At 66.3% G+C, this 21,308-nt stretch carries 20 protein-coding genes and 1 tRNA gene; 12 read left to right on the top strand and 9 right to left on the bottom strand.

The features are described from left to right. The first annotated feature begins 53 nt into the window (after nucleotides 1-53). The 3 genes from AC5P7U_RS09710 (at nucleotide 54) to AC5P7U_RS09700 (ending at nucleotide 2,741) form a co-directional block, all read left to right on the top strand. A complete protein-coding gene (locus tag AC5P7U_RS09710) occupies nucleotides 54-1,424 on the top strand; it encodes a formimidoylglutamate deiminase (RefSeq protein WP_197563684.1) in 1,371 nt (456 codons plus the stop codon). Between the two features lie 28 nt (nucleotides 1,425-1,452). Further along, nucleotides 1,453-2,181, top strand: a complete 729-nt coding sequence (gene hutC, locus AC5P7U_RS09705) for a histidine utilization transcriptional repressor HutC (protein WP_197563683.1) — start codon at nucleotides 1,453-1,455, stop codon at nucleotides 2,179-2,181. A 167-nt stretch (nucleotides 2,182-2,348) separates the two neighbouring features. Further along, nucleotides 2,349-2,741 (top strand): type II toxin-antitoxin system HicB family antitoxin, encoded by a 393-nt coding sequence (locus AC5P7U_RS09700; protein ID WP_006452583.1) that lies wholly within the window; start codon nucleotides 2,349-2,351, stop codon nucleotides 2,739-2,741. A gap of 181 nt (nucleotides 2,742-2,922) precedes the next feature. On the opposite strand, the gene AC5P7U_RS09695 is transcribed toward AC5P7U_RS09700, so the two are convergent. The 3 genes from AC5P7U_RS09695 to AC5P7U_RS09685 form a co-directional block, all read right to left on the bottom strand. Continuing rightward, a complete protein-coding gene (locus tag AC5P7U_RS09695) occupies nucleotides 2,923-3,912 on the bottom strand; it encodes a restriction endonuclease (protein WP_197563682.1) in 990 nt (329 codons plus the stop codon). Nucleotides 3,913-4,149: 237 nt separating this feature from the next. Beyond that, nucleotides 4,150-4,641, bottom strand: coding sequence for a phasin family protein (locus AC5P7U_RS09690; RefSeq protein ID WP_006452496.1), 492 nt, complete (start codon nucleotides 4,639-4,641; stop codon nucleotides 4,150-4,152). An 80-nt stretch (nucleotides 4,642-4,721) separates the two neighbouring features. Then, nucleotides 4,722-4,997 (bottom strand): polyhydroxyalkanoic acid system family protein, encoded by a 276-nt coding sequence (locus tag AC5P7U_RS09685; protein WP_005417302.1) that lies wholly within the window; start codon nucleotides 4,995-4,997, stop codon nucleotides 4,722-4,724. 125 nt (nucleotides 4,998-5,122) lie between these two features. Here AC5P7U_RS09685 and AC5P7U_RS09680 point away from each other — a divergent pair, with 125 nt between their 5' ends. From AC5P7U_RS09680 to aroA, 4 genes are all read left to right on the top strand, one after another. Then, on the top strand, nucleotides 5,123-5,929 hold the full coding sequence (locus AC5P7U_RS09680) for an FHA domain-containing protein (protein ID WP_197563681.1): 807 nt from the start codon (nucleotides 5,123-5,125) through the stop codon (nucleotides 5,927-5,929). 217 nt (nucleotides 5,930-6,146) lie between these two features. Beyond that, complete coding sequence (gene serC, locus AC5P7U_RS09675; RefSeq protein WP_197563680.1) at nucleotides 6,147-7,232, top strand: 3-phosphoserine/phosphohydroxythreonine transaminase; 1,086 nt, start codon at nucleotides 6,147-6,149, stop codon at nucleotides 7,230-7,232. A 51-nt stretch (nucleotides 7,233-7,283) separates the two neighbouring features. Beyond that, the gene (gene pheA, locus AC5P7U_RS09670) at nucleotides 7,284-8,483 is read left to right on the top strand and encodes a prephenate dehydratase (RefSeq protein WP_006452477.1); all 1,200 of its coding nucleotides are present in this window, start codon (nucleotides 7,284-7,286) and stop codon (nucleotides 8,481-8,483) included. Nucleotides 8,484-8,559: 76 nt separating this feature from the next. Further along, nucleotides 8,560-9,867: a 3-phosphoshikimate 1-carboxyvinyltransferase gene (gene aroA / locus AC5P7U_RS09665; protein ID WP_197563679.1), complete on the top strand. Its 1,308-nt coding sequence runs from the start codon at nucleotides 8,560-8,562 to the stop codon at nucleotides 9,865-9,867. 196 nt (nucleotides 9,868-10,063) lie between these two features. On the opposite strand, the gene AC5P7U_RS09660 is transcribed toward aroA, so the two are convergent. Together AC5P7U_RS09660 and AC5P7U_RS09655 are read right to left on the bottom strand one after the other, a co-directional pair. Continuing rightward, the gene (locus AC5P7U_RS09660) at nucleotides 10,064-10,636 is read right to left on the bottom strand and encodes an energy transducer TonB (protein WP_006452398.1); all 573 of its coding nucleotides are present in this window, start codon (nucleotides 10,634-10,636) and stop codon (nucleotides 10,064-10,066) included. 119 nt (nucleotides 10,637-10,755) lie between these two features. After that, entirely contained in the window at nucleotides 10,756-11,394 is a 639-nt protein-coding gene (locus AC5P7U_RS09655; protein WP_197563678.1) for an energy transducer TonB, read from the bottom strand. 113 nt (nucleotides 11,395-11,507) lie between these two features. Between AC5P7U_RS09655 and serS the strand changes: the two genes are divergently transcribed. Continuing rightward, nucleotides 11,508-12,788, top strand: coding sequence for a serine--tRNA ligase (gene serS, locus AC5P7U_RS09650; protein ID WP_006452392.1), 1,281 nt, complete (start codon nucleotides 11,508-11,510; stop codon nucleotides 12,786-12,788). A 253-nt stretch (nucleotides 12,789-13,041) separates the two neighbouring features. Here the strand turns inward: serS and AC5P7U_RS09645 are convergent, their stop codons facing one another. Continuing rightward, on the bottom strand, nucleotides 13,042-13,392 hold the full coding sequence (locus tag AC5P7U_RS09645; RefSeq protein ID WP_006452372.1) for an SH3 domain-containing protein: 351 nt from the start codon (nucleotides 13,390-13,392) through the stop codon (nucleotides 13,042-13,044). A gap of 137 nt (nucleotides 13,393-13,529) precedes the next feature. Then, on the bottom strand, nucleotides 13,530-14,117 hold the full coding sequence (locus tag AC5P7U_RS09640; protein ID WP_006452340.1) for an FMN-dependent NADH-azoreductase: 588 nt from the start codon (nucleotides 14,115-14,117) through the stop codon (nucleotides 13,530-13,532). A gap of 127 nt (nucleotides 14,118-14,244) precedes the next feature. On the opposite strand from AC5P7U_RS09640, the gene AC5P7U_RS09635 reads away from it, so the two are divergent. The 3 genes from AC5P7U_RS09635 to AC5P7U_RS09625 all read left to right on the top strand — a co-directional run bounded on the left by AC5P7U_RS09635 (nucleotide 14,245) and on the right by AC5P7U_RS09625 (nucleotide 16,090). After that, nucleotides 14,245-15,237 (top strand): LysR family transcriptional regulator, encoded by a 993-nt coding sequence (locus tag AC5P7U_RS09635; protein ID WP_005410175.1) that lies wholly within the window; start codon nucleotides 14,245-14,247, stop codon nucleotides 15,235-15,237. A 104-nt stretch (nucleotides 15,238-15,341) separates the two neighbouring features. Further along, nucleotides 15,342-15,431: transfer RNA gene (locus tag AC5P7U_RS09630), tRNA-Ser, on the top strand. Between the two features lie 176 nt (nucleotides 15,432-15,607). Beyond that, on the top strand, nucleotides 15,608-16,090 hold the full coding sequence (locus tag AC5P7U_RS09625) for a hypothetical protein (RefSeq protein ID WP_006452301.1): 483 nt from the start codon (nucleotides 15,608-15,610) through the stop codon (nucleotides 16,088-16,090). Between the two features lie 61 nt (nucleotides 16,091-16,151). Here AC5P7U_RS09625 and AC5P7U_RS09620 read toward each other — a convergent pair whose 3' ends face one another. Both AC5P7U_RS09620 and acuI read right to left on the bottom strand, forming a co-directional pair. Beyond that, entirely contained in the window at nucleotides 16,152-18,905 is a 2,754-nt protein-coding gene (locus tag AC5P7U_RS09620; RefSeq protein ID WP_197563689.1) for a UvrD-helicase domain-containing protein, read from the bottom strand. 120 nt (nucleotides 18,906-19,025) lie between these two features. Next, the gene (gene acuI, locus AC5P7U_RS09615) at nucleotides 19,026-20,015 is read right to left on the bottom strand and encodes an acrylyl-CoA reductase (NADPH) (protein WP_006452253.1); all 990 of its coding nucleotides are present in this window, start codon (nucleotides 20,013-20,015) and stop codon (nucleotides 19,026-19,028) included. 102 nt (nucleotides 20,016-20,117) lie between these two features. Between acuI and AC5P7U_RS09610 the strand changes: the two genes are divergently transcribed. After that, the gene (locus AC5P7U_RS09610) at nucleotides 20,118-20,465 is read left to right on the top strand and encodes a winged helix-turn-helix transcriptional regulator (protein WP_006452252.1); all 348 of its coding nucleotides are present in this window, start codon (nucleotides 20,118-20,120) and stop codon (nucleotides 20,463-20,465) included. The last annotated feature ends 843 nt before the right edge of the window (nucleotides 20,466-21,308 follow it).

Below are 21,308 nucleotides of genomic sequence, written 5' to 3'. Positions count from 1 at the left end.
GGCTGTGCTTATATGTCTATACAATATAGGCGTCCATTTCGGGTTGTCCAGCCATGTCCGATTCGCGTTCCCCCAACAGATTCCATGCCGCCCACGCCCTGCTGGCCGGAGGCTGGGCCCGCGATGTCCAGTTGCAGGTGCAGGACGGCCGCATCACGGACATCCGCACGGGCCAGGGTGCGCAGCCGGGCGATACCCGGGTCGGCATCCTGGTGCCGGGCCTGCCCAACCTGCACAGCCATGCGTTCCAGCGTGGCATGGCCGGCCTGACCGAGATCGGCGGCGGTGACGGCGACAGTTTCTGGAGCTGGCGCGAACTGATGTACCGCTTCCTGGCCCACCTGCGCCCGGATGCGGTGCAGGCCATCGCCGCCCAGGCCTATATGGAAATGCTGGAAAGTGGTTTCACCCGCGTTGGCGAATTCCACTATCTGCACCACGACGCCGACGGTCGCCCGTATGCCAACCGTGCCGAGATGAGTGCGCGGATTGCGGCGGCGGCCGATCAGACCGGCATCGGCCTGACCCTGTTGCCGGTGTTCTATGCCCATGCTGATTTCGGCGGTGCGCCGCCTAATCCCGCGCAGCGTCGCCTGATCCACGATGTGGACGGCTTCGCGCAGCTGTTGGAGGCCGCCAGGCCGGCATTGGCCGCGCTGCCTGACGCGGTGCTCGGCATCGCGCCGCACAGCCTGCGTGCAGTCACCGGCGAGGAACTGAGTGCGTTGCTGCCGCTGACCGACGGCCCGGTGCACATCCATATCGCCGAGCAGGTGCGCGAAGTCGAGGCCTGCCTGGCCTGGAGCGGCCAGCGCCCGGTGCAGTGGCTGTGCAACCATGCGCCGGTGGACGCGCGCTGGTGCCTGGTGCATGCCACCCACATCACCGACGACGAGCGCGCAGCCATCGTGGCCAGCCGGGCCGTGGCCGGTCTGTGCCCGATCACCGAGGCCAACCTGGGCGATGGCCTGTTCCCGATGCGGGCGTTCGCACGCGAAGGCGGTCGCTTCGGCGTCGGTTCCGATTCCAATGTGTTGATCGACGCCGCCGAAGAGCTGCGCCTGCTCGAGTACGGCCAGCGCCTGACCCTGCGCGGGCGCAATGTGCTGGCCCCGGATGCCACCCGCAGCACCGGTCGCTTCCTGTTCGAGGGCGCACTGCATGGCGGTGCGCAGGCACTGGGCGTGGCGGCGGGCCTGCAGGTCGGTGCCAGTGCCGACCTGATTGAACTGGACGCTGCGCATCCCGCGCTGCAGGCGCGACAGGACGACGCGTGGCTTGACAGCTGGGTGTTCGCCGCACGTAATGGCGCGCTGCGATCGGTCTGGCGCCATGGCCGCCAGTACGTGGCCGACGGCCGCCACCTGCAGCGCGAGGCGATCACCACCGCCTTTGCCGCCGCCCTGAAGGGCGTGCTGGACTGATCGCCTCCCGCCACCGAGACTCCATTACGTGAAGGCCAGCAAGTCCGCCACGCTCAACCAGCGTATCCGCAGCGATCTGGAAAGCCGCATCCTCAGCGGAGAGTGGGCGCCGGGCTTCCGCATCCCGTACGAGCACGAGCTGATGGAGCAGTACGGTTGCTCGCGGATGACGGTGAACAAGGTGCTGACCGCACTGGCCGAGAGCGGCATGATCGAGCGCCGCCGTCGCGCCGGCTCGTTCGTGGCACGGCAGCCGCCGCACCTGGAGCAGGTGGCGCTGGAGATCCCCGATATCGCGATGGAGGTGGGCTCGCGCGGGCATCAGTATGGCTACCGGCTGCTGCAGCGCGAACTGCGCCTGGCCGACGCCGGCAATCCCGGCGAGCTCGAGCTGGCCGGCCAGCAGAAGCTGCTGGCGATGCGCTGCCTGCACCTGGCCGATGGCCGCCCGTTGGCGCTGGAACATCGGTTGATCAGTCCGGTCGGCGTGCCCGAGGTTCTGCAGGTCGATTTCAACACCACCGCACCGGGCAGCTGGCTGCTGCAGAACGTGTCGTGGACCCGGGCCCAGCACCGCATCAGTGCCTGGGGCGCGGACACCGCCACGGCCAAGCTGCTGGACGTGAAGCCTGGCACCGCCTGCCTGGTGATCGAGCGCCTGACCTGGCGCGGTGAACAGCCGATCACCCGCGTGCGGCAGGTGTTCCTTGGCGACGCGTGGGACCTGGTGGCGCGCTTTGCGCCGGGCGCGCGCTAGGCGCCGATTCGCTCAGCCTGTACTGTCGCCTTGAACTCTGTCGGGGCGTGTGTACGATGTGTATCGTCCCTGCATGAAGAGCAGGGAGCTCATCCGGGAATTGGAAGCGGCAGGTTGGACCTGTCGGCGGATTCGCGGAAGCTCGCAAGGCTGACGTAGGAGGTCCCATGCGCTATCCAGTCTTGATCGAGGCAGGCGATGAGCGCACCGCCTGGGGCGTCGTCGTTCCGGATCTGCCCGGGTGCTTCTCGGCGGCCGACACGCTTGATGATGCGCTCAGCGCTGCGGAAGAGGCTGCGCTTGCCTGGATCGACGCGGCCCTGGATGACGGGCGCTCGATTCCGACACCTTCCGCGCCCCAGAAAATCGCCGCCGAGGCATCCAAGGACATCCGTTGGATTCTTGCGTACATCTGCATTGATCCGGCGCTGCTGGACGACACCATCGAGCGGGTCAACATCAGCCTGCCACGCCGGATCCTGGCTAGGCTGGATGCGCAGGCAAGAGCGGCGGGTGAATCGCGTTCCAGTTACATCGCCCATCTCGCAGCATTGGGCTGAGCCGGCGCCATGAAGAGCCGAGCCCATGCTGGGCTGCTGTTCGTGTGATGCGCGATGAGTCGAGCGTAGCTCGACGCCACAGAGGCATCCACGCATGGCGTGGATCTACTGAATCCCGGTTGGGATTACGTGATGCGTGCGAGCCACTGGTAGATGCGCGCCATGCGTGGATGCTGCCGCATCAATACGTAGCGCACTGCCGCCAGCGCACCGGCTCATCCACGCCGGGGCGGGCATTGAGCTGGATGCGCACGTTGCGCAGCGCGGGGTAGTGCAGCACTTCCTCGCAGACCCGTGGCCACACCGCGTCCAGTTCACCGGTGCGGTTGATCGCCAGGGTCTGCCGGGTCAGCCACACGCCGCTGGCAATACCGGGCTTGCCGGCGAGGGCACGGGCCAGCTCGGCCTGGTAGCGATCCAGGGTGGCCGCATCCGGGTTCGGATTGCTGCGCGCGTCCGTGTCCGAGGGGGCCGGTGGAGTGGCCGGTGCCGCCGCAACCGGGCCCGGCTCGGTTGCGGGTGCGACCGCAGGAGCTGCCGCCGTCGGTGCAGCGGCAACAGGCCTGGCCTCTTCCATGTGCAGGCCCTGCAGGCCCAAGCCCACCAGCAACCCGAGCGTGACCGAGCCCAGTGCGGCAATCGCGATCCGGCGCAGCGCTTCATGCCTGGCGCTGGCGCGCACGCGCGCTTCGATATCGCCCGGCAGGTAGGGATGCAGAAGTGGCCACAGGCGTGGGCCGTCCAGCACTTCCACCGCCTGTTTTTCGGCAGCGCTGCGGCCATCGCGTTCGATCCGCCCTTCGGTCAGCAGCACGCCGCCCTTCGCGCCGGCCAGGCGCGCGGCGGCGCCCAGTTCGTTCACCGCGGCGGTACCAATGCGATAAGCCAGACCGTGCTTGCACGACACCAGCCAGGTGTTGGGGCCGTCGCTGAGCAGGAAGTCGCTGCTCGGCTCGCGTGATTCCTCTGTTGCATCGCTGAGTTCACGCAGGCCGCGCTGTTCGCGCAGCATGCGCCGAACCAGCACCGAGAATTCGCGCCAGTGCATGCCGGCCAGAGCCTGCAGGCCGAGTTGCATCTCCTTCTGCCGCCGCTTGATCCACCACAGATAGACAACGGCAAGGGAACAGCTAAACAGGGCCGACAGCAGGGCCAGGATCCAGGGGAGCATGCAGGAGGTGCGCGGAGGGGGCGAGTGCGGAAGACGACAGTGTAAAGGTCGTATCGCGCCGCTGGGTCAGGAGGTTCCTGACAGGAAATGTGACGGCGCGCGCAGATTCGGCATACGGCAGGCACGAAAAACCCGCCAATCCTGAAGCCGTGAGGGGAGGGAACAAACGGCAGCCGAAGCGATTGGCGGGTTGCTCGCGATTGTCAATCAAAATTTATTGCATTGCAACAATGGCGGTCAGGGCACGCTGTCCGGTGACTGATGGCTGCCCGGGGCGGGAGCGTCGGCACCTGAGGCGGCGCGATTCTCCAGCTTGGCCAGGCGCGCATGCAGGGCATCGATGCGGGCTTCCAGCGCCGTCACTTCGTCGGCGGTGGGTACATGCAGGCGCTTGAGCACGCCCTGCACTTGGTCGTCGAAGGCCTTTTCGACCTTGTTCCAGGTGCCGGAGGCTTTCTCGCGGGCCTCATCCAGCGACGATTCCACGTTGTCGCGCCAACCCGGGCCCTGCTCGCCATTGCGTTCACGGCGGCGTGCCTCCCAGGCTTCGCCTTCCTTCACCAGGCCATCGAAGAAGCGGCTGCCTTCGGCCTGGGCACGGCCCAGCGCGCCCAGGCCGGCCAGCCAGACCTGTTGCGCGGAGTCGCTGAGCTTGCGCGAGAAGCGCTCGGCCTGGTCACCGAAAGAAGCGTCGTCGTTGCGGCGGTCGTCGTTCTCGTACTGGTTCATCGCACTTCCCGTGGGAGTTGGGCCTGCCCCGAGAGTAGCGCGCGTTGGCGTTGCACGGCCGTGACGGCCGCCGTCGGGATTCAGCCCAGCTTTTCCTTCAGCACGCGCTGGATCTCGCCTTCGACCATGCCCTTCATCGCCGACAGCAGGAAGCCCAGCTTGGCGGTCACGCGCACGGCGCCCGGCTGCAGTTCGATCGCACCGTCCACGCCGCTGCCGGAGAAGTTCAGCACATCGGCGGTCCACGAGGACTTCAGGCCAAAGCGCTCGGACAACTTGGCGGCAACCTGTTCGATCGCGGCGCGCGCCTGTGCGTCGGGCAGGGCGTGGGCGTGGCGGACATCGATGGTGGACATGCAGGCTCCTGGCGCAGGGCGGGGATGATCAATGAGGGCGAGCATTGTGCGCATCGAGGGCCTTCGCGCCAAGCACTCATCGCAGGTTCTTCTTCGTTGGCGGCCAACCTGCTAGGCTGCGCCGCGTGCAGAACCTGCTTGTTCACTTCAGTCAGCAACAACAGCCCGACCAGCCGCTGCGGCCCGGGGTGCAGCGCATCGTGCGCCAGGCCAACGGTAGCGTGCGGCTTGGCGACGCCGGTAATGGCGCCCTGCTGCTTGCGCAGTTCTGCATGGACGACCGCGGCCTCTGGTTGCAGGTGGGTAATGGCATCCGCGGCATCCACGTGAACGGCCGCCCGGTGCGCCGGATGGCCCTGCTGCGCGCGGGCGACGCGGTGTACGTGGATGGCGTGGAAATGGTGCTGCAGGGCGAAGTCGAAAGCCTGTTGCAGGCCCCTGCACCGAAGAACGAGGAAGGGACCGACGAACAGCAGCGCCTGCTGCGCGGTGTCGGTGGTCTCCATCATGGGCGTGGCTTCACTCTGTCGCGGGCCCGCCTGATTGGCCGCGGCAGCGAGGCCGACATCGCCATCGATGACCCGGCGTTCGCCGAGCAGCATGCGCGGGTGGAAGTGCACGGCGAGCGCGTGTTGCTGCGCGACCTGGGTAGTGCTGACGGCACCCGGGTCAACGGGGTGGCGGTACGCCACTGCTGGCTGCAGGCCGGCGACCAGGTCGTGTTCGATGGCCAGCACCGTTTCGTGCTGGAAGTGCCACACGACCCGCGCCGTCGGCCGCTGCCGGTCGAGGACGAGTCGAGCCAGGATGCCGAGCAGGCGTCGGTGCTGCCGGCTGCACCGCGCAAGGTGCGGCGCTGGCCGTGGCTGCTGGCGAGCGCACTGCTGCTGGCCGCGCTGCTCAGCCTGCTGCTCTGGTTCGGCGCGCGCTGACCTGAACCCTCGGGGGCCGCTCTGGTGGGTGCCGACCTTGGTCGGCACGCTTCTTCGGCGGGCTTGACGCCTGACGGCGTACGCCGACCAAGGTCGGCGGCTACCGGCACCATGCTGGCGGCGAATGGATTCCAATGAAACCAAATTTCCCTTGCCGCACTAGGCCGCAAGGCTGGTGCACTGCGGCATACTAGGGGTCTTGCCCCACAGGTGTGACATGACGCGCGCGTTCAACTTCAGTGCCGGCCCTGCAACCTTGCCGGAATCGGTCCTGCGCCAGGCGCAGGCGGAAATGCTGGACTGGCACGGGTCCGGCGCCTCGATCGTGGAAATGAGCCATCGCGGCGCGGAGTTCATGTCCGTGGCGGCCGAGGCCGAGGCTGACCTGCGGCGCCTGCTCGACATCCCCGACGACTATGCGGTGCTGTTCCTGCCCGGTGGTGCCACCACCCAGCAGGCGCTGATCCCGCTCAACTTCGCCGCCCCCGGCCAGCGCGCCGACTACGTGGTCAGCGGCCACTGGGGCAAGACCGCGGTCAAGCAGGCCGGTGTCTACGTCGACGTCAACATTGCCGCCAGCAGCGAGGCCGATGGCTACCGCACGCTGCCGCCGCGTGCCGACTGGCAGCTCTCGCCCGAGGCTGCCTACGTGCACATCACCGCCAACGAGACCATCCACGGCGTCGAGTTCCGTGATGTGCCCGACACCGGCAACGTCCCGTTGATCGCCGATTTCAGTTCGTCCATCGCCAGCGAGCCGCTGGATGTGCGCCGCTATGGCGTGATCTACGCCGGTGCGCAGAAGAACCTCGGCCCGGTCGGCATCGCGGTGATGATCATCCGCCGTGACCTGCTTGAACGCAGTGGCCAGCCGCGCGCGGACATCTTCGATTACCGCTCGCACGTCGCCCGCGATTCGATGCTCAATACCCCGCCGACCTGGAACTGGTACCTGGCCGGGCTGGTGTTCAAGTGGATGCTGGCCGAAGGTGGCGTGGCCGAGTTCGCCAAGCGCAACGCCGCCAAGGCGGCGCTGGTATACGGCGCCATCGATGGTTCCGGCGGCTTCTATCGCAACGAAGTCGCGCATGCGGCGCGTTCGCGGATGAACATCCCGTTCTTCCTGCCCAATGCCGACCTCGATGCCCGCTTCGTTGCCGAGGCCAAGGCCGCCGGCCTGCTGGCGCTGAAGGGGCACAAGGTGGTCGGGGGCATCCGCGCCTCGCTGTACAACGCCATGCCGCTGGCCGGGGCCGAGGCGCTGGTCGCCTTCATGGCCGATTTCCAGCAGCGTCACGGTTGAGCAATGAACGGCGCGCACCGTCGGGTGCGTGCCCCGCAACAAGGAACTCCGATGGCAAGCAGCAAATCCAGCAAGAAGGCGCCGAAGAAGGCAGAACCGGCCAAGGACAGCGCGCCCACCAAGGCGAAGGGCAAGGCCAAGGCCGCGTCGAACCCGGCACCGACCCTGGCGCCGCTGGCGTTGGCCGATGTGCGCTCGAAGATCGACCAGATCGACCGTGACATCCAGAACCTGATTGCCGAGCGCGCGCGCTTCGCCCATCAGGTGGGCAAGGCCAAGGGCAAGCTCGCCGCCGCCGTCGACTACTACCGCCCCGAGCGCGAAGCGCAGGTGCTGCGCATGGTGGTGGACCGCAACGAAGGCCCGCTCAGCGACGAACTGCTGGTGCACGTCTACCGCGAGATCATGTCGGCCTGCCTGGCCCAGCAGGAGCCACTGAAGATCGGCTACCTCGGCCCGGAGGGTACCTTCAGCCAGCAGGCCGTGCTCAAGCACTTCGGCCGCTCGGCGCTGGGCCTGCCGATGGCCAGCATCGAAGAAGTGTTCCAGGAAGTGGAAGCGGGCAACGCCGATTTCGGCGTTGTGCCGGTGGAGAACTCGGGCCAGGGCACCATCCAGATCACCCTGGACATGTTCCTGACCTCCAACCTGAAGATCTGCGGCGAAGTGGAGCTGCGCGTGCAGCAGTACCTGATGTCGCGCAGTGGCCGCATCGAGGACATCGAGCGCATCTACGCGCACCCGCAGTCGTTCATGCAGACCTCGGCCTGGCTGCGCGCCAACCTGCCGAAGGCCGAGAAGATTCCGGTGTCGAGCAATGCCGAAGGCGCGCGCCGTGCGCGTAACGCCGACGATGCAGCGGCCATCGGTGGCGAGAGCGCCGGCCATGTGTACGGCCTGAAGAAGGTGGTCACCAAGCCGATCCAGAACGACGCCGACAACACCACCCGCTTCCTGGTGGTGGGCCGCAACATCTTCCCGACCTCCGGCCATGACCGCACCTCGGTGCTGGTGTTCATCCATGACAAGCCCGGTGCGCTGTTCGACGTGCTCAGCCCGTTTGCCCGCCACGGCATCAGCATGAACCGCATCGAGTCGCGCCCGTCGCACCACGGCAAGTGGGAATACGGCTTCTTCATCGACCTGGCCGGTCATATCGACGACGCGCCGATGCAGGCTGCGCTGGCCGAACTGGAAGCGCACTCGGCGCAGATCAAGGTGCTGGGTTCCTATCCGGTGGCCGTGCCCTGAGTGCTGCTGTGGCGGCTGCGGCCGCTGCCCCCTGATGCATCGCCGGCGCTGCCGGCGTTTACGGAATGATCGAACGATGAGCAACGCGCAACACTGGATTGCCCGCAAGGGCCAGCCGCTGCAGGGCAGCCTGACCATTCCCGGCGACAAGTCGGTCTCGCACCGCTCGGTGATGTTCGCCGCGTTGGCCGATGGCACCTCGCATATCGAAGGCTTCCTGGAAGGCGAAGACACCCGCGCGACCGCGCGCATCTTCAGCCAGCTGGGCGTGCGCATCGAAACGCCGAGCCCGTCGCAGCGCATCGTGCACGGCGTCGGCCTCGACGGCCTGAAAGCACCGGACGCGCCGTTGGACTGCGGCAACGCCGGTACTGGCATGCGCCTGCTGGCCGGCCTGCTGGCCGGGCAGGCGTTTGATTGCACGCTGATCGGCGATGAATCGCTGTCTGGCCGCCCGATGCGCCGCGTCACCGGCCCGCTGTCGCAGATGGGTGCGAAGATCGATACCGAGAGCGATGGCACGCCGCCGCTGCACGTGCATGGCGGCCAGACGCTGCACGGCATCGACTTCGCCTCGCCGGTGGCCAGCGCACAGATCAAGTCGGCCGTACTGCTGGCCGGCCTGTATGCGCAGGGCGAAACCCAGGTGACCGAACCGCACCCGACCCGCGACTACACCGAGCGCATGCTGTCCGCGTTTGGCGTGGACATCGAATTCTCGCCGGGCAAGGCGCGCCTGCGCGGTGGCCAGCGCCTGCGTGCCACCGACATCGTGGTGCCGGCCGACTTCTCCTCGGCTGCGTTCTACCTGGTGGCGGCCAGCATCATTCCCGGCTCCGAGCTGCGCCTGAAGCAGGTCGGCCTGAACCCGCGCCGCACCGGCCTGCTGCATGCGCTGCGCCTGATGGGCGCAGACATCACCGAAGAGAACCCGGCCGAGCAGGGCGGTGAACCGGTGGCTGATCTGCTGGTGCGCTACGCGCCGCTGAAGGGCGCGCGCATTCCGGAAGCGCTGGTGCCGGACATGATCGATGAGTTCCCGGCGCTGTTCGTGGCCGCTGCCGCCGCCGAGGGCGAGACGGTGGTCAGCGGCGCCGCCGAACTGCGGGTCAAGGAATCCGATCGTCTGGCTGCGATGGCCACCGGCCTGCGCGCGCTGGGCATGCAGGTGGACGAAACCGAAGATGGCGCCACCCTGCATGGTGGTGTGCGCCTGGGCAGCGGCACCATCGAAAGCCACGGCGACCACCGCATTGCCATGGCGTTCGCCATCGCCGGCCAGATCAGCGATGGCGAAGTGCGCATCAACGACATCGCCAACGTCGCCACATCCTTCCCGGACTTCGACGGCCTGGCACGCAGCGCCGGGTTCAACCTGGCCTGAGCGGCCACGTCCGGCGGACGACACAACCCGGTAGGTGCCAACCTTCGTTGGCACGCTTTCATCAACCGGTAGGTGCCAACCTTGGTTGGCACGCTTCCATCAACCGGTAGGTGCCAACCTTGGTTGGCACGCTTCCCCACATAAAAAGACGGAGGCCGAAGCCTCCGTCGAAACATCACGAACCCCTCGTCCGCGATCAACGCTGCTCGGTACGGAAATCCACCGGAACCCGCACCACGCTTGCTACTGCGCGGCCGTCATGCACCGCAGGCTGGAACTTCCAGTTCTGCACGGTGTTGAGCACCGCACGATCCAGGTCGCGGCTGCGCTCGCCACTGCGCGAAACAATCGCAGCATTGGCGACATTGCCGCGGGTATCGACATTCAGGCTGGCGATCACGCTGCCCTGCACGCCACTACGAAGTGCAGCGGCCGGGTAGGTCGGCATGCGGTTGCTGGCCAGCGGGCGCGCTTCACGATTGCGCACCACCGGCGCGGCCTTGCGCTGGCTGGAAGCCGGTGCGGCCTGACGCGCGGCAGGCGCCGCAGCATCGGCAACCGCAGCCTGCTCAGGAGCCGGCAGCATGCGCTCGCCAACCGGTGCCGGCGCTACATCTTCCTGGTTCGAGTGACGCAGCCACAGCAGGGCGGCCGCGAACATCGCCACGATCAGCGCGATCCACATCCACGGTGATGTGGGCCTGTGCTGCAGGCTGGAATCCTGCTGCAGCTGCGGCGAATGGAGGTCTTCGTGTGTGGTGGCAGTCATCGCAAACTCCTTCCGTCAATGGACGACGTGGGCAGTGTTGCCCGAGCCATGGACGAGGAGTGTCAGCGTTGCGTCAACGCAACCGGCAGGGTTCAGTTTGCCTGCCGGCAAGCGTTCAGTTACTGCGTCTTGAAGTCGAACGGCACTTCAATGCTGCCGGGCACGGCCTGGCCGTTGCTCTGCGCCGGGGTAAAGCGCCAGCGGCGTACTGCATCGGTGGCGGCACGGTCGAGCTCGCGTGAGCCGCTGCGCTGGATCACCGTGGCGTTGTTCGGGTAGCCGGTGGCATCCACATCCACGCGCACCACCACGCTGCCGGTCTCACCGGCACGCAGGGCGGCGGCAGGATAGGCAGGCGGCGGCGACTGGCCGGCAATCGGCATCGGCTGGCTGTTGCCGGTGGCCGCCGGCGCAGGGCCCGGTGCAGCCGGGGCCGCTTCCGCCACCGGGGCAGGCGGCGGCGGGGCGGTTTCGACCAGCTTCGGGGCGTCTTCCTCCACCGGGGCCGGTTTGGCATCGGGCATGTCGCTGGAGCCCGCGGCCGCGGCCAGCGGCTCCGGCAATGGCTCCACCTGGGCCGTTTCCTGCGGGGTCTGCGCGGCCGGGTCGGCGCGGAAGAATTCCTTGTCGCGGCCGGTCAGCCAGACCAGCACGAACAGCAGGATGCCCACGCCGAACGCGATACCGGCGATCTTCAGGGCGTTGCGCGGGATATGCACAGTGAACGACTTGGCGGACGACGAGCGGGGTGCAGACATGGACCGGACCAGTACGGAATAGCCCGATTCTGCCACGGCGGGAATGAACCGGGCGGCAGAAATCCGTATAACAAGCGATAATCCCATCCCTGATACCCACCACGACACCTGCCATGCTTGATCCAGCCCTGCTCCGCCACCAGCCCGCCGACCTCGCCGAACGCCTGCGCACCAGCCGCGGTTTCGAGCTCGACGTGTCTGCCCTGGAGTCCCTGGAGGCCGATCGCAAGCGCATCCAGGTGCGGACCCAGGAGCTGCAGAGCCTGCGCAACAGCCGTTCCAAGGCCATTGGCCAGGCCAAGGCCAAGGGCGAGGACGTCTCGGCCATCATGGCCGAGGTCGCCGCGTTCGCCGACGAGCTGAAGGCTTCGGAAGTGGCCCTGGACGAGCTGCGCGAGAAGATCGAAGCGATCTCGATGGGCATTCCGAACCTGCCGGCCGATGACGTGCCGGCCGGGGCCGACGAGAACGACAACGTCGAGCAGGCGCGCTGGGGCACCCCGCGCCAGTTCGATTTCAAGGTGCTGGATCACGTCGAACTCGGCGCCCGCAATGGCTGGCTGGACGGCGAGACCGCCGCCAAGCTGTCCGGCTCGCGCTTCACCGTGCTGCGCGGCCCGATCGCGCGCCTGCACCGTGCGCTGGCCCAGTTCATGGTCGACCTGCATACCGGCGAGCACGGCTACGAAGAGACCAACGTACCGCTGCTGGTCAATGCCGATTCGCTGCGTGGCACCAGCCAGCTGCCGAAGTTCGAGGACGACCTGTTCAAGACCGCCGTGGGTGATTCCACGCGTTACCTGATCCCGACTTCGGAAGTGCCGTTGACCAACATCGTGCGCGACGAGATCGTCGATGCCGAGCGCCTGCCGCTGCGCATGACCGCGCATTCGATGTGCTTCCGCGCCGAGGCCGGCAGCGGTGGCCGCGACGTGCGCGGCATGATCCGCCAGCACCAGTTCGAGAAGGTCGAGCTGGTCTCGATCAGCCGCCCGGAAGACAGCGACGCAGAGCACCAGCGCATGACCCGCTGCGCCGAAGTGGTGCTGGAAAAGCTGGGCCTGCCTTACCGCAAGGTGCTGCTGTGCACGGGCGACATGGGCTTCTCGGCGATCAAGACCTACGACCTGGAAGTCTGGCTGCCGTCGCAGGAGACCTACCGCGAGATTTCCTCGTGCTCGAACTGCGGTGATTTCCAGGCCCGCCGCATGCAGGCCCGCTGGCGCAACCCGGCCACCGGCAAGCCGGAGCTGGCGCATACCCTGAACGGCTCGGGCGTGGCGGTGGGCCGCGCGATGATCGCGGTGATGGAGAACTACCAGAACGCCGACGGCAGCATCACCGTGCCGGAAGCGCTGCGCCCGTACATGGGCGGCCTGGAAACCATCGCCTGACACCCTGATCGGGTGGGTGCCATGCGTGCATGGCACCGCTGCGGCTCCGGTGGGTGCCATGCTTGCATGGCATCGCAGTGGCTCTGGTGGGTGCCATGCTTGCATGGCATCGCAGTGGCTCGGGTGGGTGCCATGCTTGCATGGCATCGCAGTGGCTCGGGTGGGTGCCATGCTTGCATGGCACCGAATCCACGCACGGCGTGGATCTACAATGCCGGTTACATCCACGCCCTGCGTGGATGAACCACCGCGATCACGCCATGACGCGCACCTTCTCCAACGGCACCCATCCGGGTTCGCCCGTTTCCGGTACGCACCACGCCCAGCCATTGAGCGTGCGTTCCCCGCGCAGCACCTGCCCGGGATCCACATCCAGTTCCCGCGCGCAGTAAGCATCCGTGGCAAAAGCGCCACCCTGCGCATCGCGGCCGATCACCGGCGCTGGCACGAAACCGGGCTGCTGTCCCTCGGCTTCGCACAGGAACCAGTCGTCCCAGCCCTCCGGGCCTTCATAGCGTTCGCCTACCACCAGTGCCTGGCCACGGCGCAGGGTGATCGGGTGCGGAAATTCGCTGCGGTGCGCAGCCGTCACGATGTAGTTCATGCCCCAAGCCTAGCGCGCCGCAAAAGAAAACGGCCCCGCAGAGCGGGGCCGCCGGGGTGGGCCGGGATGGGGGAGGGGATCCCGGCCCGCGTTCAGCGCCCAGACGAGGGGAGAGGGGCGCCGAACGCTGGAACGCGTTACGCCGCGACGGCTTCGGCCACTTCGTGCGAGGGCAGGGCGGCCAGTGCGCCGGCAATGGCGTCTTCACGGTGCTGCGGCGAGTAGGCGATGCCTTCGGCACGCACGAACTCGACCTCGTTGATACCCATGAAGGCGAACACCTGGCGCAGGAACGGCTCCTGGAAGTCGGCCGGCGAGTCGGTGTAGATGCCGCCGCGGCTGCTGGCGATGATCACCCGCTTGCCACCGGCCAGGCCCACCGGGCCGTTCTCGGTGTACTTGAAGGTGCGGCCGGCCACGGCCACGCGGTCGATCCAGGCCTTCAGCGTGGACGGAATGCTGAAGTTGTACATCGGCGCGCCGATCACCACGATGTCGGCGTCCAGGAACTGCTGCATCACCTGTTCAGCATCGGTCGCCTCGGCAGCATCGGTCTTGGCCAGCGAACTGCTGCGCAGATGCGGTACCGGATTGGCGTCAAGATCGCGATAATCGACCTGCAGGCCATCGATCTGGCCGGTGAAGCGGGCGACCACGGCGGCCGACAGCTGGCGGGACACGGAGTTGTCGCCAAGCACGCTGGCGTCGAGATGCAGAAGCTTCATGGCAGTCACCTATGTTCTGGGAGGAAGGGGCGGGGTGGCCCCGCCGACGGAGAGAACGATAGGTTGTTGCAAAGGCGGGATAAAGGTGGTTGAATGCCACGTATTGTTCTAGATATGGAACTCGGGCATGCATGACCTGAATGATCTGTACTACTTCGCGATGGTGGTCGACCACGGCGGATTCGCCGCCGCCGAGCGCGCCTTGGGCATCCCCAAGTCGCGCCTGAGCCGCCGCATCAGCCAGCTGGAAACCGACCTGGGCGTGCGCCTGCTGCAGCGCTCCACGCGCCGTTTCGCCGTCACGGACGTCGGTACCAGCGTACACCGCCACGCGCAGACCATGCTGGCCGAGGCCCAGGCCGCGCGCGAAGTGGTGGACCGCCTCAGCGCGGAACCGCGCGGCGTGGTGCGCGCCAGCGTGCCGGTGTCGCTGGCGCAGATGCAGCTGCCCAAGCTGCTGCCCAAGTTCCTGGAGCAGTACCCGAAGGTGCGCCTGCAGCTGAACATCAGCAACCGCCGTGTGGACATCATCAATGAAGGCTACGACGTGGCCCTGCGCGTGCGTTCGCGCCTGGACGACGACGGCAGCCTGGTGATGCGCAGCTTCGGCCAGGTGCAGGAACTGCTGGTGGCCAGCCCGAAGTACCTGGACCGTGCCGGCCGCCCGAAGGACCCGGAAGAGCTGACCCAGCACGTCACCCTCAGCATCAGCGAAGACGAAGCGCGCCAGCGCTGGGAGCTGCATGGCCCGGAAGGCGAAGTGCGCCGGGTCGACCTGCAGCCGCGCGTGGCTGGCTTCGACTTCCCGCTGCTGCAGAGCATGGTGAAGGACGGCTTCGGCATCACCATGCTGCCGGAAACCGTGTGCGCCGATGCGGTGCGCAATGGCGAGCTGGAGGTGGTGCTTCCGGACTGGTCGCTGCCGCAGGGCGTGTGCCACGCCGTGTTCGCCTCGCGCCGCGGCCTGCTGCCGGCGGTGCGGGTGTTCATCGACTTCCTCGCCGAGCACCTGCCGCCGCAGCTGGAGGCCTCGCGCCTGGATTGCGGTGGTGCCTGTGAAAAGGCCAAGGAGCGGATCAAGGCCAGTGCACTGGGTGCGCTGGCGGTGGACGCGGGCTGAGGCCTGCCCTGGGAGCGCTGGGTGACGCCCGGCGCCACGCCGGTCTTGGGCAAATCGCCCGGCCGTGCGAGAATACGCGCCCGGCCAGCAGGCCGGGCCGATACGGAGAGATGGCCGAGCGGTTTAAGGCACCGGTCTTGAAAACCGGCGAAGGGTTAAACCTTCCGTGGGTTCGAATCCCACTCTCTCCGCCAGAACTCTCAAAAAGCCCCTTGAAACAGGGGCTTTTTTTGTTGCTGTCTGCATCGGCCACGATAAAGGCCACAGTGCCGCAGACTGCCGAGCCTGTCATATTCGCCGGCGCAGGGGCTGGCTAGACTCGGCCGGCACGCATGATGCGTGCACTTCGCCAATTCCGAGGACGATAGTCATGTTGAAGGGATTCAAACCTCTCACCGCAGCTGCGTTGTGCCTGCTTGGCCTCTCTGCCTTCGCCCAGAACGCCGCCGCGGCGCAATGGGTCGACAGCGGCCGCACTGCATACCTCAAGTACAGTTTCTTCGGCAGCTTCGCCGAACATACCTGCAACGCTGGCACTGCACCGATCCAGGGCTATCCGGGCGGCTGTGCCAATGATGCACCCAGCGGCTGGACGGCCAACTACACCGCCTCCAGTGGACTGGCCAATGAGCAGGTGAATGCTTGCGGGCACAACCCGTTCCAGCTCGGTTCGGCCTGCTATGGCCTGGCGTATGCGATCAGCGGGCAGGTCTACGCCGGTGGGCTGCCGGCCGCGTGCAATGTCGGCGCGCGTGCCGTGGTCACCTCCGCCCGCATGGAAACCGTCGAAATCCAGTACGAGGAGCTCGACGTCGACTTCATCGAGTCGGCGCAGGAGTACATCTGCCAGTAAGCCCGCGCAGGACGCCGCCGAGCACGGCGGCGTCCTGCCTGTTACGGCGCCGGCAGCTTCATCAGCCGCGACGATACCCCGCGTTGGGCTTGTTGTGGCACAACGGGTAACTGGAGCACGACCGGAACGGCCCATGAGGTCCATTCCGCCCCACAAACACCCCCACCTTGCACACCGGGCATCGTTCCTCGTTGATGACCGCGCCTGAAATCCCGGTCACTTCCACAGCCCCGTCCTTGACCAGCTCATCCAGGAACGGCGAGTGCTTGCCCTGCAGGGTGAACATCGCCACCGAGCGCCGCGCACGCGTCAGTGCTACATAGAACAACCGCCGTTCTTCGCTCAGCGGATAGGAATCGCCCTCCGGCATCGCCAGCGACAGCACCGGGTCATCCGAGCGCAGGCTCGGGAAGCTACGGTTCACCATGCCCGGCAGAATCACGTAGTCTGCTTCGCGCCCCTTCGATCGATGTGCGGTCAGGAACTCGACCTCCATCGTGCTGCCAAACGACGTTCTCCACTCCGCAGGCACCGCACTGCGATCGGCCTGATAGCGCCCGAGGACGAAGACCGTTATGCGTCCGTTGCGTCCCCGCGGCACCACACCGGACAACAGTTGCTGATGCAGCCTGGTGAGGTACTGGCGCACACCGTCCTGCACCTCCTCACGCCGGGTCATCTGGAAGGCCTGCAGCACCGGGCCCATCGCTGGCGTAGCCGAACGGACCGCCTTGCCAATCTGCGCCGGATTGCGGCTGATGAAGCGGCTGGACACATCGCACAGTGCCTGCGGGCAGCGGAAAGTCTGCTCCAGTTTCAGCACCTGGCCATGTCCCATCCATTCGTGGAATCCGGTCATCACCGAAACGTCGGCGCCGGCAAAGCGATTGATCGACTGCCAGTCATCGCCCACCGCAAACAGGTGGCGGCCGGGTTGGCTGACTAGTGCACGGCAGAGACGGGCGCGGGCGCGCGAGGCATCCTGGAATTCGTCGGCCAGTACCAGGTCGTAGGGCGACGCATAATGTCCCTGCTCCAGGAGCCCGGCGGCCATGTTGAGCATGTCTTCGAAGTCGATGCCGCGCTCGTCGGCCAACGCGTTGTCCCAGGCCTGGAATACGGGGCCGGCGATTTCCAGGAAGCGGCGATAGCGTTCCTTGAATTGGTCTTCGGGCATCTGCCGCAAGCGCGCAGCCATATCGTCCAGCGTCAGGCAGTTGCTCTTGGCATGGGCAATGAAGGTGCGCATCAAGCCGATCAGGTCCGCATCCGGCATCGGCTTGGCACCCACATCGGGCAGCTCGCGGTCCGGGTTCGGATCGAGCTCGATGTCGGATGCGCCAAGCGTCTCTGCCAGATCATGCAAGGCGTGCCCGCTGCGAAGACCAAACGAGGTGGTCTCGACCAGCGCAGTGCCGCGCGCCACATGCTGTTGCCGCTTCCAGTGCATGCTCTCCGCATAGTGGGCGAAATGCTTTGGCGGCTGGCCATTGGCATCGAGCGCAAAGTGCTCGTGATACAGCGCCGCGTCCGGGTAATAGAAGTTTGGTCGATACTGGTGATGGGTGTCGGTGGCGGTATCAAATTCGTAGCGGCGCTCGTAGTCGTACGCAACGCCGTTGTAGAACAGCCAATCGGCAATGACGCACTCTTCCAGGCTCTTCACCCGCTCGCCCTGCAGAGTGCGGATATACGGCGTGCCGTCGCGGTCGTAGCCATCGGCCATCATCTCGGCGCCGAACGGTGGAAGGTCGCGGCCGAACACCAGCCGGAACATGTCCCACTGGGTGCGGAAGTGGATCGAGCGATCCTTCAGGTCATCCACCAGCTCGGCCAGCTTGTTGAAGCCCTGCGTGGCATCGATGGCCCATTCGGGAATATCGGGCTTGCGCCCGGTGGCCTTGCCGATGATGGCCAGGCCCAACGCATGGAAGGTCCGCGCCTCGACCACGGTGTCACCCATGCCGAGCCGATCAAAGGAGCGCTGCGCGCGCGCTTCCAGTTCCTTGGCCGCATCTTTGTTGAAGGCGAGCATGACGATCCGCTCTGGTTCGACAAAGCCGCGATCGATGGCATAAGCCGCCTTGGCGACCATCGTGGAGGTCTTGCCAGAGCCGGCCGCGGCCACGACCTGCACGCGGTTGTCGAAGCAGATGACCGCGCGGGCCTGTTCCTCGGTCAGCGGTCTGCTCTCGACCCGGTCCAGGAAGTCCTTGGCCAGGACCAGCTCACGCGTGGCCATGGCGTCGTTCGCTTCGGCCCATACGGCGGGCCAATCCAGATGCCAGTCGTTCAGCGCTTCCAGCGCGGCCAGATGGCGGCTGGAGCGCAGGTCGTCATGCACGCTGGCATCGAGGAACAGCCGCTCCAGCTCATCGGGGGAGAGCGGCAGGGCGGGGCGGTCGGCCAGCAGCGCTTGTTGTTGTTCGTGGGTGATCCAACGTCGGCTGGCGTGACCGCGATCGGTCAGTGCGTCCGCCGCGCTCAGCCAGGCCTGGATCTGCGCCAGCACGTCCTCGAACAGGCCCCTGCGCCCGCGCGTGCTGCGCGCGGACAACACGTCCTGCACCGCCGCGGCGAGGTGGGACGCTTGCCGATTGGGCAGCCCGCCCACGGACACAGGACCCCGTTCAGTTTGCAGCGCAACCCGGGCCCAGAACAGCCCGGGGACAACCTGCACACGATGATCGCCATCCACGTGCTGGCGGTATTGCTCGCCCCCAAGGGTCAGCTCGAGGTGTTCGCCATCAAGCCGCAGCCACCACAGTGGCGAGCGGGTCACACGCTGGCCCCAGCCCGAGGGGCGCCATTCCATAGACATCCAGATACTGCCTTGCATGCTTCACCGGGCGTATAGCGCCCTTACAAGCCAATGATAAGGGGCCTTGGTGTCGCATGTGGCGCCAGCGCATCTGTCGCGCTGGCTGATGGCATGTCACGCGTTCACATCAACGACAATGCGCCCGCGCACCTTGCCTGGGATGATCTGCTCGTAGACCTCCAGTACCTCGGCAAGCCCGATCTGCTGCACGGTGCTTTCCAGCTTCTGCGGGTCCAGGTCGGTGGCGAGGCGGTCCCATGCACGCTGGCGCACGTCTTGCGGGGCATTCACCGAGTCGACGCCGGCAAGGGTCACGTTGCGCAGGATGAAGGGAATGACCGATCCGTGCAGCGCATCACTCTGTGCGAGGCCACACGCTGCCACGGCGCCACGGTACTTGGTCTCTGCAATCGCGTTGACCAGCGTCGGTCCACCGGCCACGTCCACCACGCCGGCCCAGCGTTCGTTGCTGACCGGCCTGTCACGCGGCTCGGAGAACTGCGCGCGGTCGATGATCTCCGCTGCACCGAGGCTGTGCAGATACTCGGCGTGTTCCGGGCGGCCGGTGGCGGCCACTACGCGATAGCCCAGCCTGGAAAGGATCGCCACCGCAATCGAGCCCACGCCGCCGTTGGCACCGGTCACCAGCACGTCGCCCTTTTCCGGGGTCACGCCCGCGTCTTCCAGTGCCAGCACGCACAGCATGGCGGTATAGCCGGCGGTGCCGATGGCCATGGCATCGCGGGTGGTCAGGTTGCCGGGAATCGCGTTCAGCCACTCACCCCGCACGCGGGCGCGCTGGGCGAGGCCGCCGTGGTGGCCCATGCTCAGGTCCCAGCCATTGAGCACCACGCGATCACCGGTTTTGAAACCGGCATTGCTGGATTCCAGTACCACGCCCGCCAAGTCGATGCCGGGAATGAGCGGATACGTGCGCATGACCGGGCGCGAATGGGTCAGCGCCAGCGCGTCCTTGTAATTGAGCGTCGAATATTCAACCTGCACCAGGACGTCGCCATCCATCAGGTTGGCTTCATCGAAATCGACAAGTTCGGTGGAAACTCCATCGTCGGTCTTGCGGGTCAGCAGCGCCTTGAAACTCATGGTGGGGCCTCGCGTTCAGGGGATGGCTCCATGCTAGGCTCGCACCGTTATTGCAACAAGAACGATGGTTTTTCGAAGGTACTATGGTTTTCCGGAGTATGCATGCGTAGCAGGCGTTGGGATGGCAAGAGCGGGTGCGCCGTGGAAGTCACGCTGTCGGTGATGGGCGGCGTGTGGAAGCCGATCATTCTTTTCCACTTGATGACTGGCAAGCGGCGTTTCATGGAATTGACGCGGCGGGTACCCAACGCCACGCAATCCATGCTGACCAGCCAGTTGCGCGAACTGGAGGCCGATGGGGTGGTGATCCGCCACGTCTATGCCGAAGTGCCGCCCAAGGTGGAATACGAACTTTCCGAATTCGGGCGCACGCTGGTGCCGGTGCTGCTGGCGATGCGCGAGTGGGGCGAAACCTATCGCGGGTACCAGAGTACGCGCGGGGACAGTTGAAGGCTGGGAGCCGGTGATGCCGGAAGTGCGGTGAGCCTCCTGCCGCAGCGGTTCATGTGATCGCGCTCTGCGCCACGCGAACCATTAGTCCTCCGCTCATGAGGGAGGCAGCGAAGATTGGGGCACATCCCCGCAGGTCACCACGACAGGCTTCAACTCGCGGCCATCGGCGGATTGACGCAGGTGAAAGCAGGCTCTGAATACACGCATCTTTCCCGCAGTTCCATCGTCCAGGTTGTCTGGCGTATACCCAGAGAGCACCACCTGGTAGTACGCGCCCACCTGTAATGGTGGGGCAGGGTTGGGGCCGGAGGCGTAGGGTATGCACTGGTCAGGTGGGAGCGAAGGTTCGGGAATGTGCTCGTCCATGAAGACCCGTTCCCACATTGGGTAGAGTCCTTGCCCAGCAGCGCTCACTCCGATGGAGTCGATCTCAGGCGGCTCGGCTCGATTCTCGCGCGTGTCAGGAACACCAAAGCACAGCCTGCCGTCAGACGTGCTGACCGTGGCCTTCTGGTACCGGCCGGGCGGTGGTGAGCAGCTGGCAACGAGGGGAAGCAGCAACGTCCAGAATGGCCAAGACTGTCTGATCATCGTGTCGTCCTTGGAGGGGGCACTTGTCGCCAAGAAGGCATTCAGCCACACCGGCTCATGTGGCCCCGCACTTCACCACGCGAACCATTGGTCGTGCGCTCATGCAGGGGGCGCCGCAGATCTGCGTGCCTTGTAGCAGTTCAGTACTACGGGCTTCAGTTCAGACCCGTCTGCGGCTTGATGAAGGTGGAAGCAGGCGATGAACACGCGCTTCTCTCCAGCGCCACCATTATCTGGGCCGCCTGGTGT

The organism is Stenotrophomonas sp. YJH_SMC_57 (assembly GCF_059369755.1).
Note: the sequence above shows the minus strand (reverse complement) of the source record. Positions and strands in the feature narration are given on the sequence as shown.

Coding starts and splice junctions, on each gene's coding strand:
- AC5P7U_RS09710 (WP_197563684.1), top strand. CDS start 54: ATGTCCGATTCGCGTTCCCCCAACAGATTCCATGCCGCCCACGCCCTG.
- AC5P7U_RS09700 (WP_006452583.1), top strand. CDS start 2,349: ATGCGCTATCCAGTCTTGATCGAGGCAGGCGATGAGCGCACCGCCTGG.
- AC5P7U_RS09695 (WP_197563682.1), bottom strand. CDS start 3,912: ATGCTCCCCTGGATCCTGGCCCTGCTGTCGGCCCTGTTTAGCTGTTCC.
- AC5P7U_RS09690 (WP_006452496.1), bottom strand. CDS start 4,641: ATGAACCAGTACGAGAACGACGACCGCCGCAACGACGACGCTTCTTTC.
- AC5P7U_RS09685 (WP_005417302.1), bottom strand. CDS start 4,997: ATGTCCACCATCGATGTCCGCCACGCCCACGCCCTGCCCGACGCACAG.
- serC (WP_197563680.1), top strand. CDS start 6,147: ATGACGCGCGCGTTCAACTTCAGTGCCGGCCCTGCAACCTTGCCGGAA.
- pheA (WP_006452477.1), top strand. CDS start 7,284: ATGGCAAGCAGCAAATCCAGCAAGAAGGCGCCGAAGAAGGCAGAACCG.
- aroA (WP_197563679.1), top strand. CDS start 8,560: ATGAGCAACGCGCAACACTGGATTGCCCGCAAGGGCCAGCCGCTGCAG.
- AC5P7U_RS09660 (WP_006452398.1), bottom strand. CDS start 10,636: ATGACTGCCACCACACACGAAGACCTCCATTCGCCGCAGCTGCAGCAG.
- AC5P7U_RS09655 (WP_197563678.1), bottom strand. CDS start 11,394: ATGTCTGCACCCCGCTCGTCGTCCGCCAAGTCGTTCACTGTGCATATC.
- serS (WP_006452392.1), top strand. CDS start 11,508: ATGCTTGATCCAGCCCTGCTCCGCCACCAGCCCGCCGACCTCGCCGAA.
- AC5P7U_RS09645 (WP_006452372.1), bottom strand. CDS start 13,392: ATGAACTACATCGTGACGGCTGCGCACCGCAGCGAATTTCCGCACCCG.
- AC5P7U_RS09640 (WP_006452340.1), bottom strand. CDS start 14,117: ATGAAGCTTCTGCATCTCGACGCCAGCGTGCTTGGCGACAACTCCGTG.
- AC5P7U_RS09635 (WP_005410175.1), top strand. CDS start 14,245: ATGCATGACCTGAATGATCTGTACTACTTCGCGATGGTGGTCGACCAC.
- AC5P7U_RS09625 (WP_006452301.1), top strand. CDS start 15,608: ATGTTGAAGGGATTCAAACCTCTCACCGCAGCTGCGTTGTGCCTGCTT.
- AC5P7U_RS09620 (WP_197563689.1), bottom strand. CDS start 18,905: ATGGAATGGCGCCCCTCGGGCTGGGGCCAGCGTGTGACCCGCTCGCCA.
- acuI (WP_006452253.1), bottom strand. CDS start 20,015: ATGAGTTTCAAGGCGCTGCTGACCCGCAAGACCGACGATGGAGTTTCC.
- AC5P7U_RS09610 (WP_006452252.1), top strand. CDS start 20,118: ATGCGTAGCAGGCGTTGGGATGGCAAGAGCGGGTGCGCCGTGGAAGTC.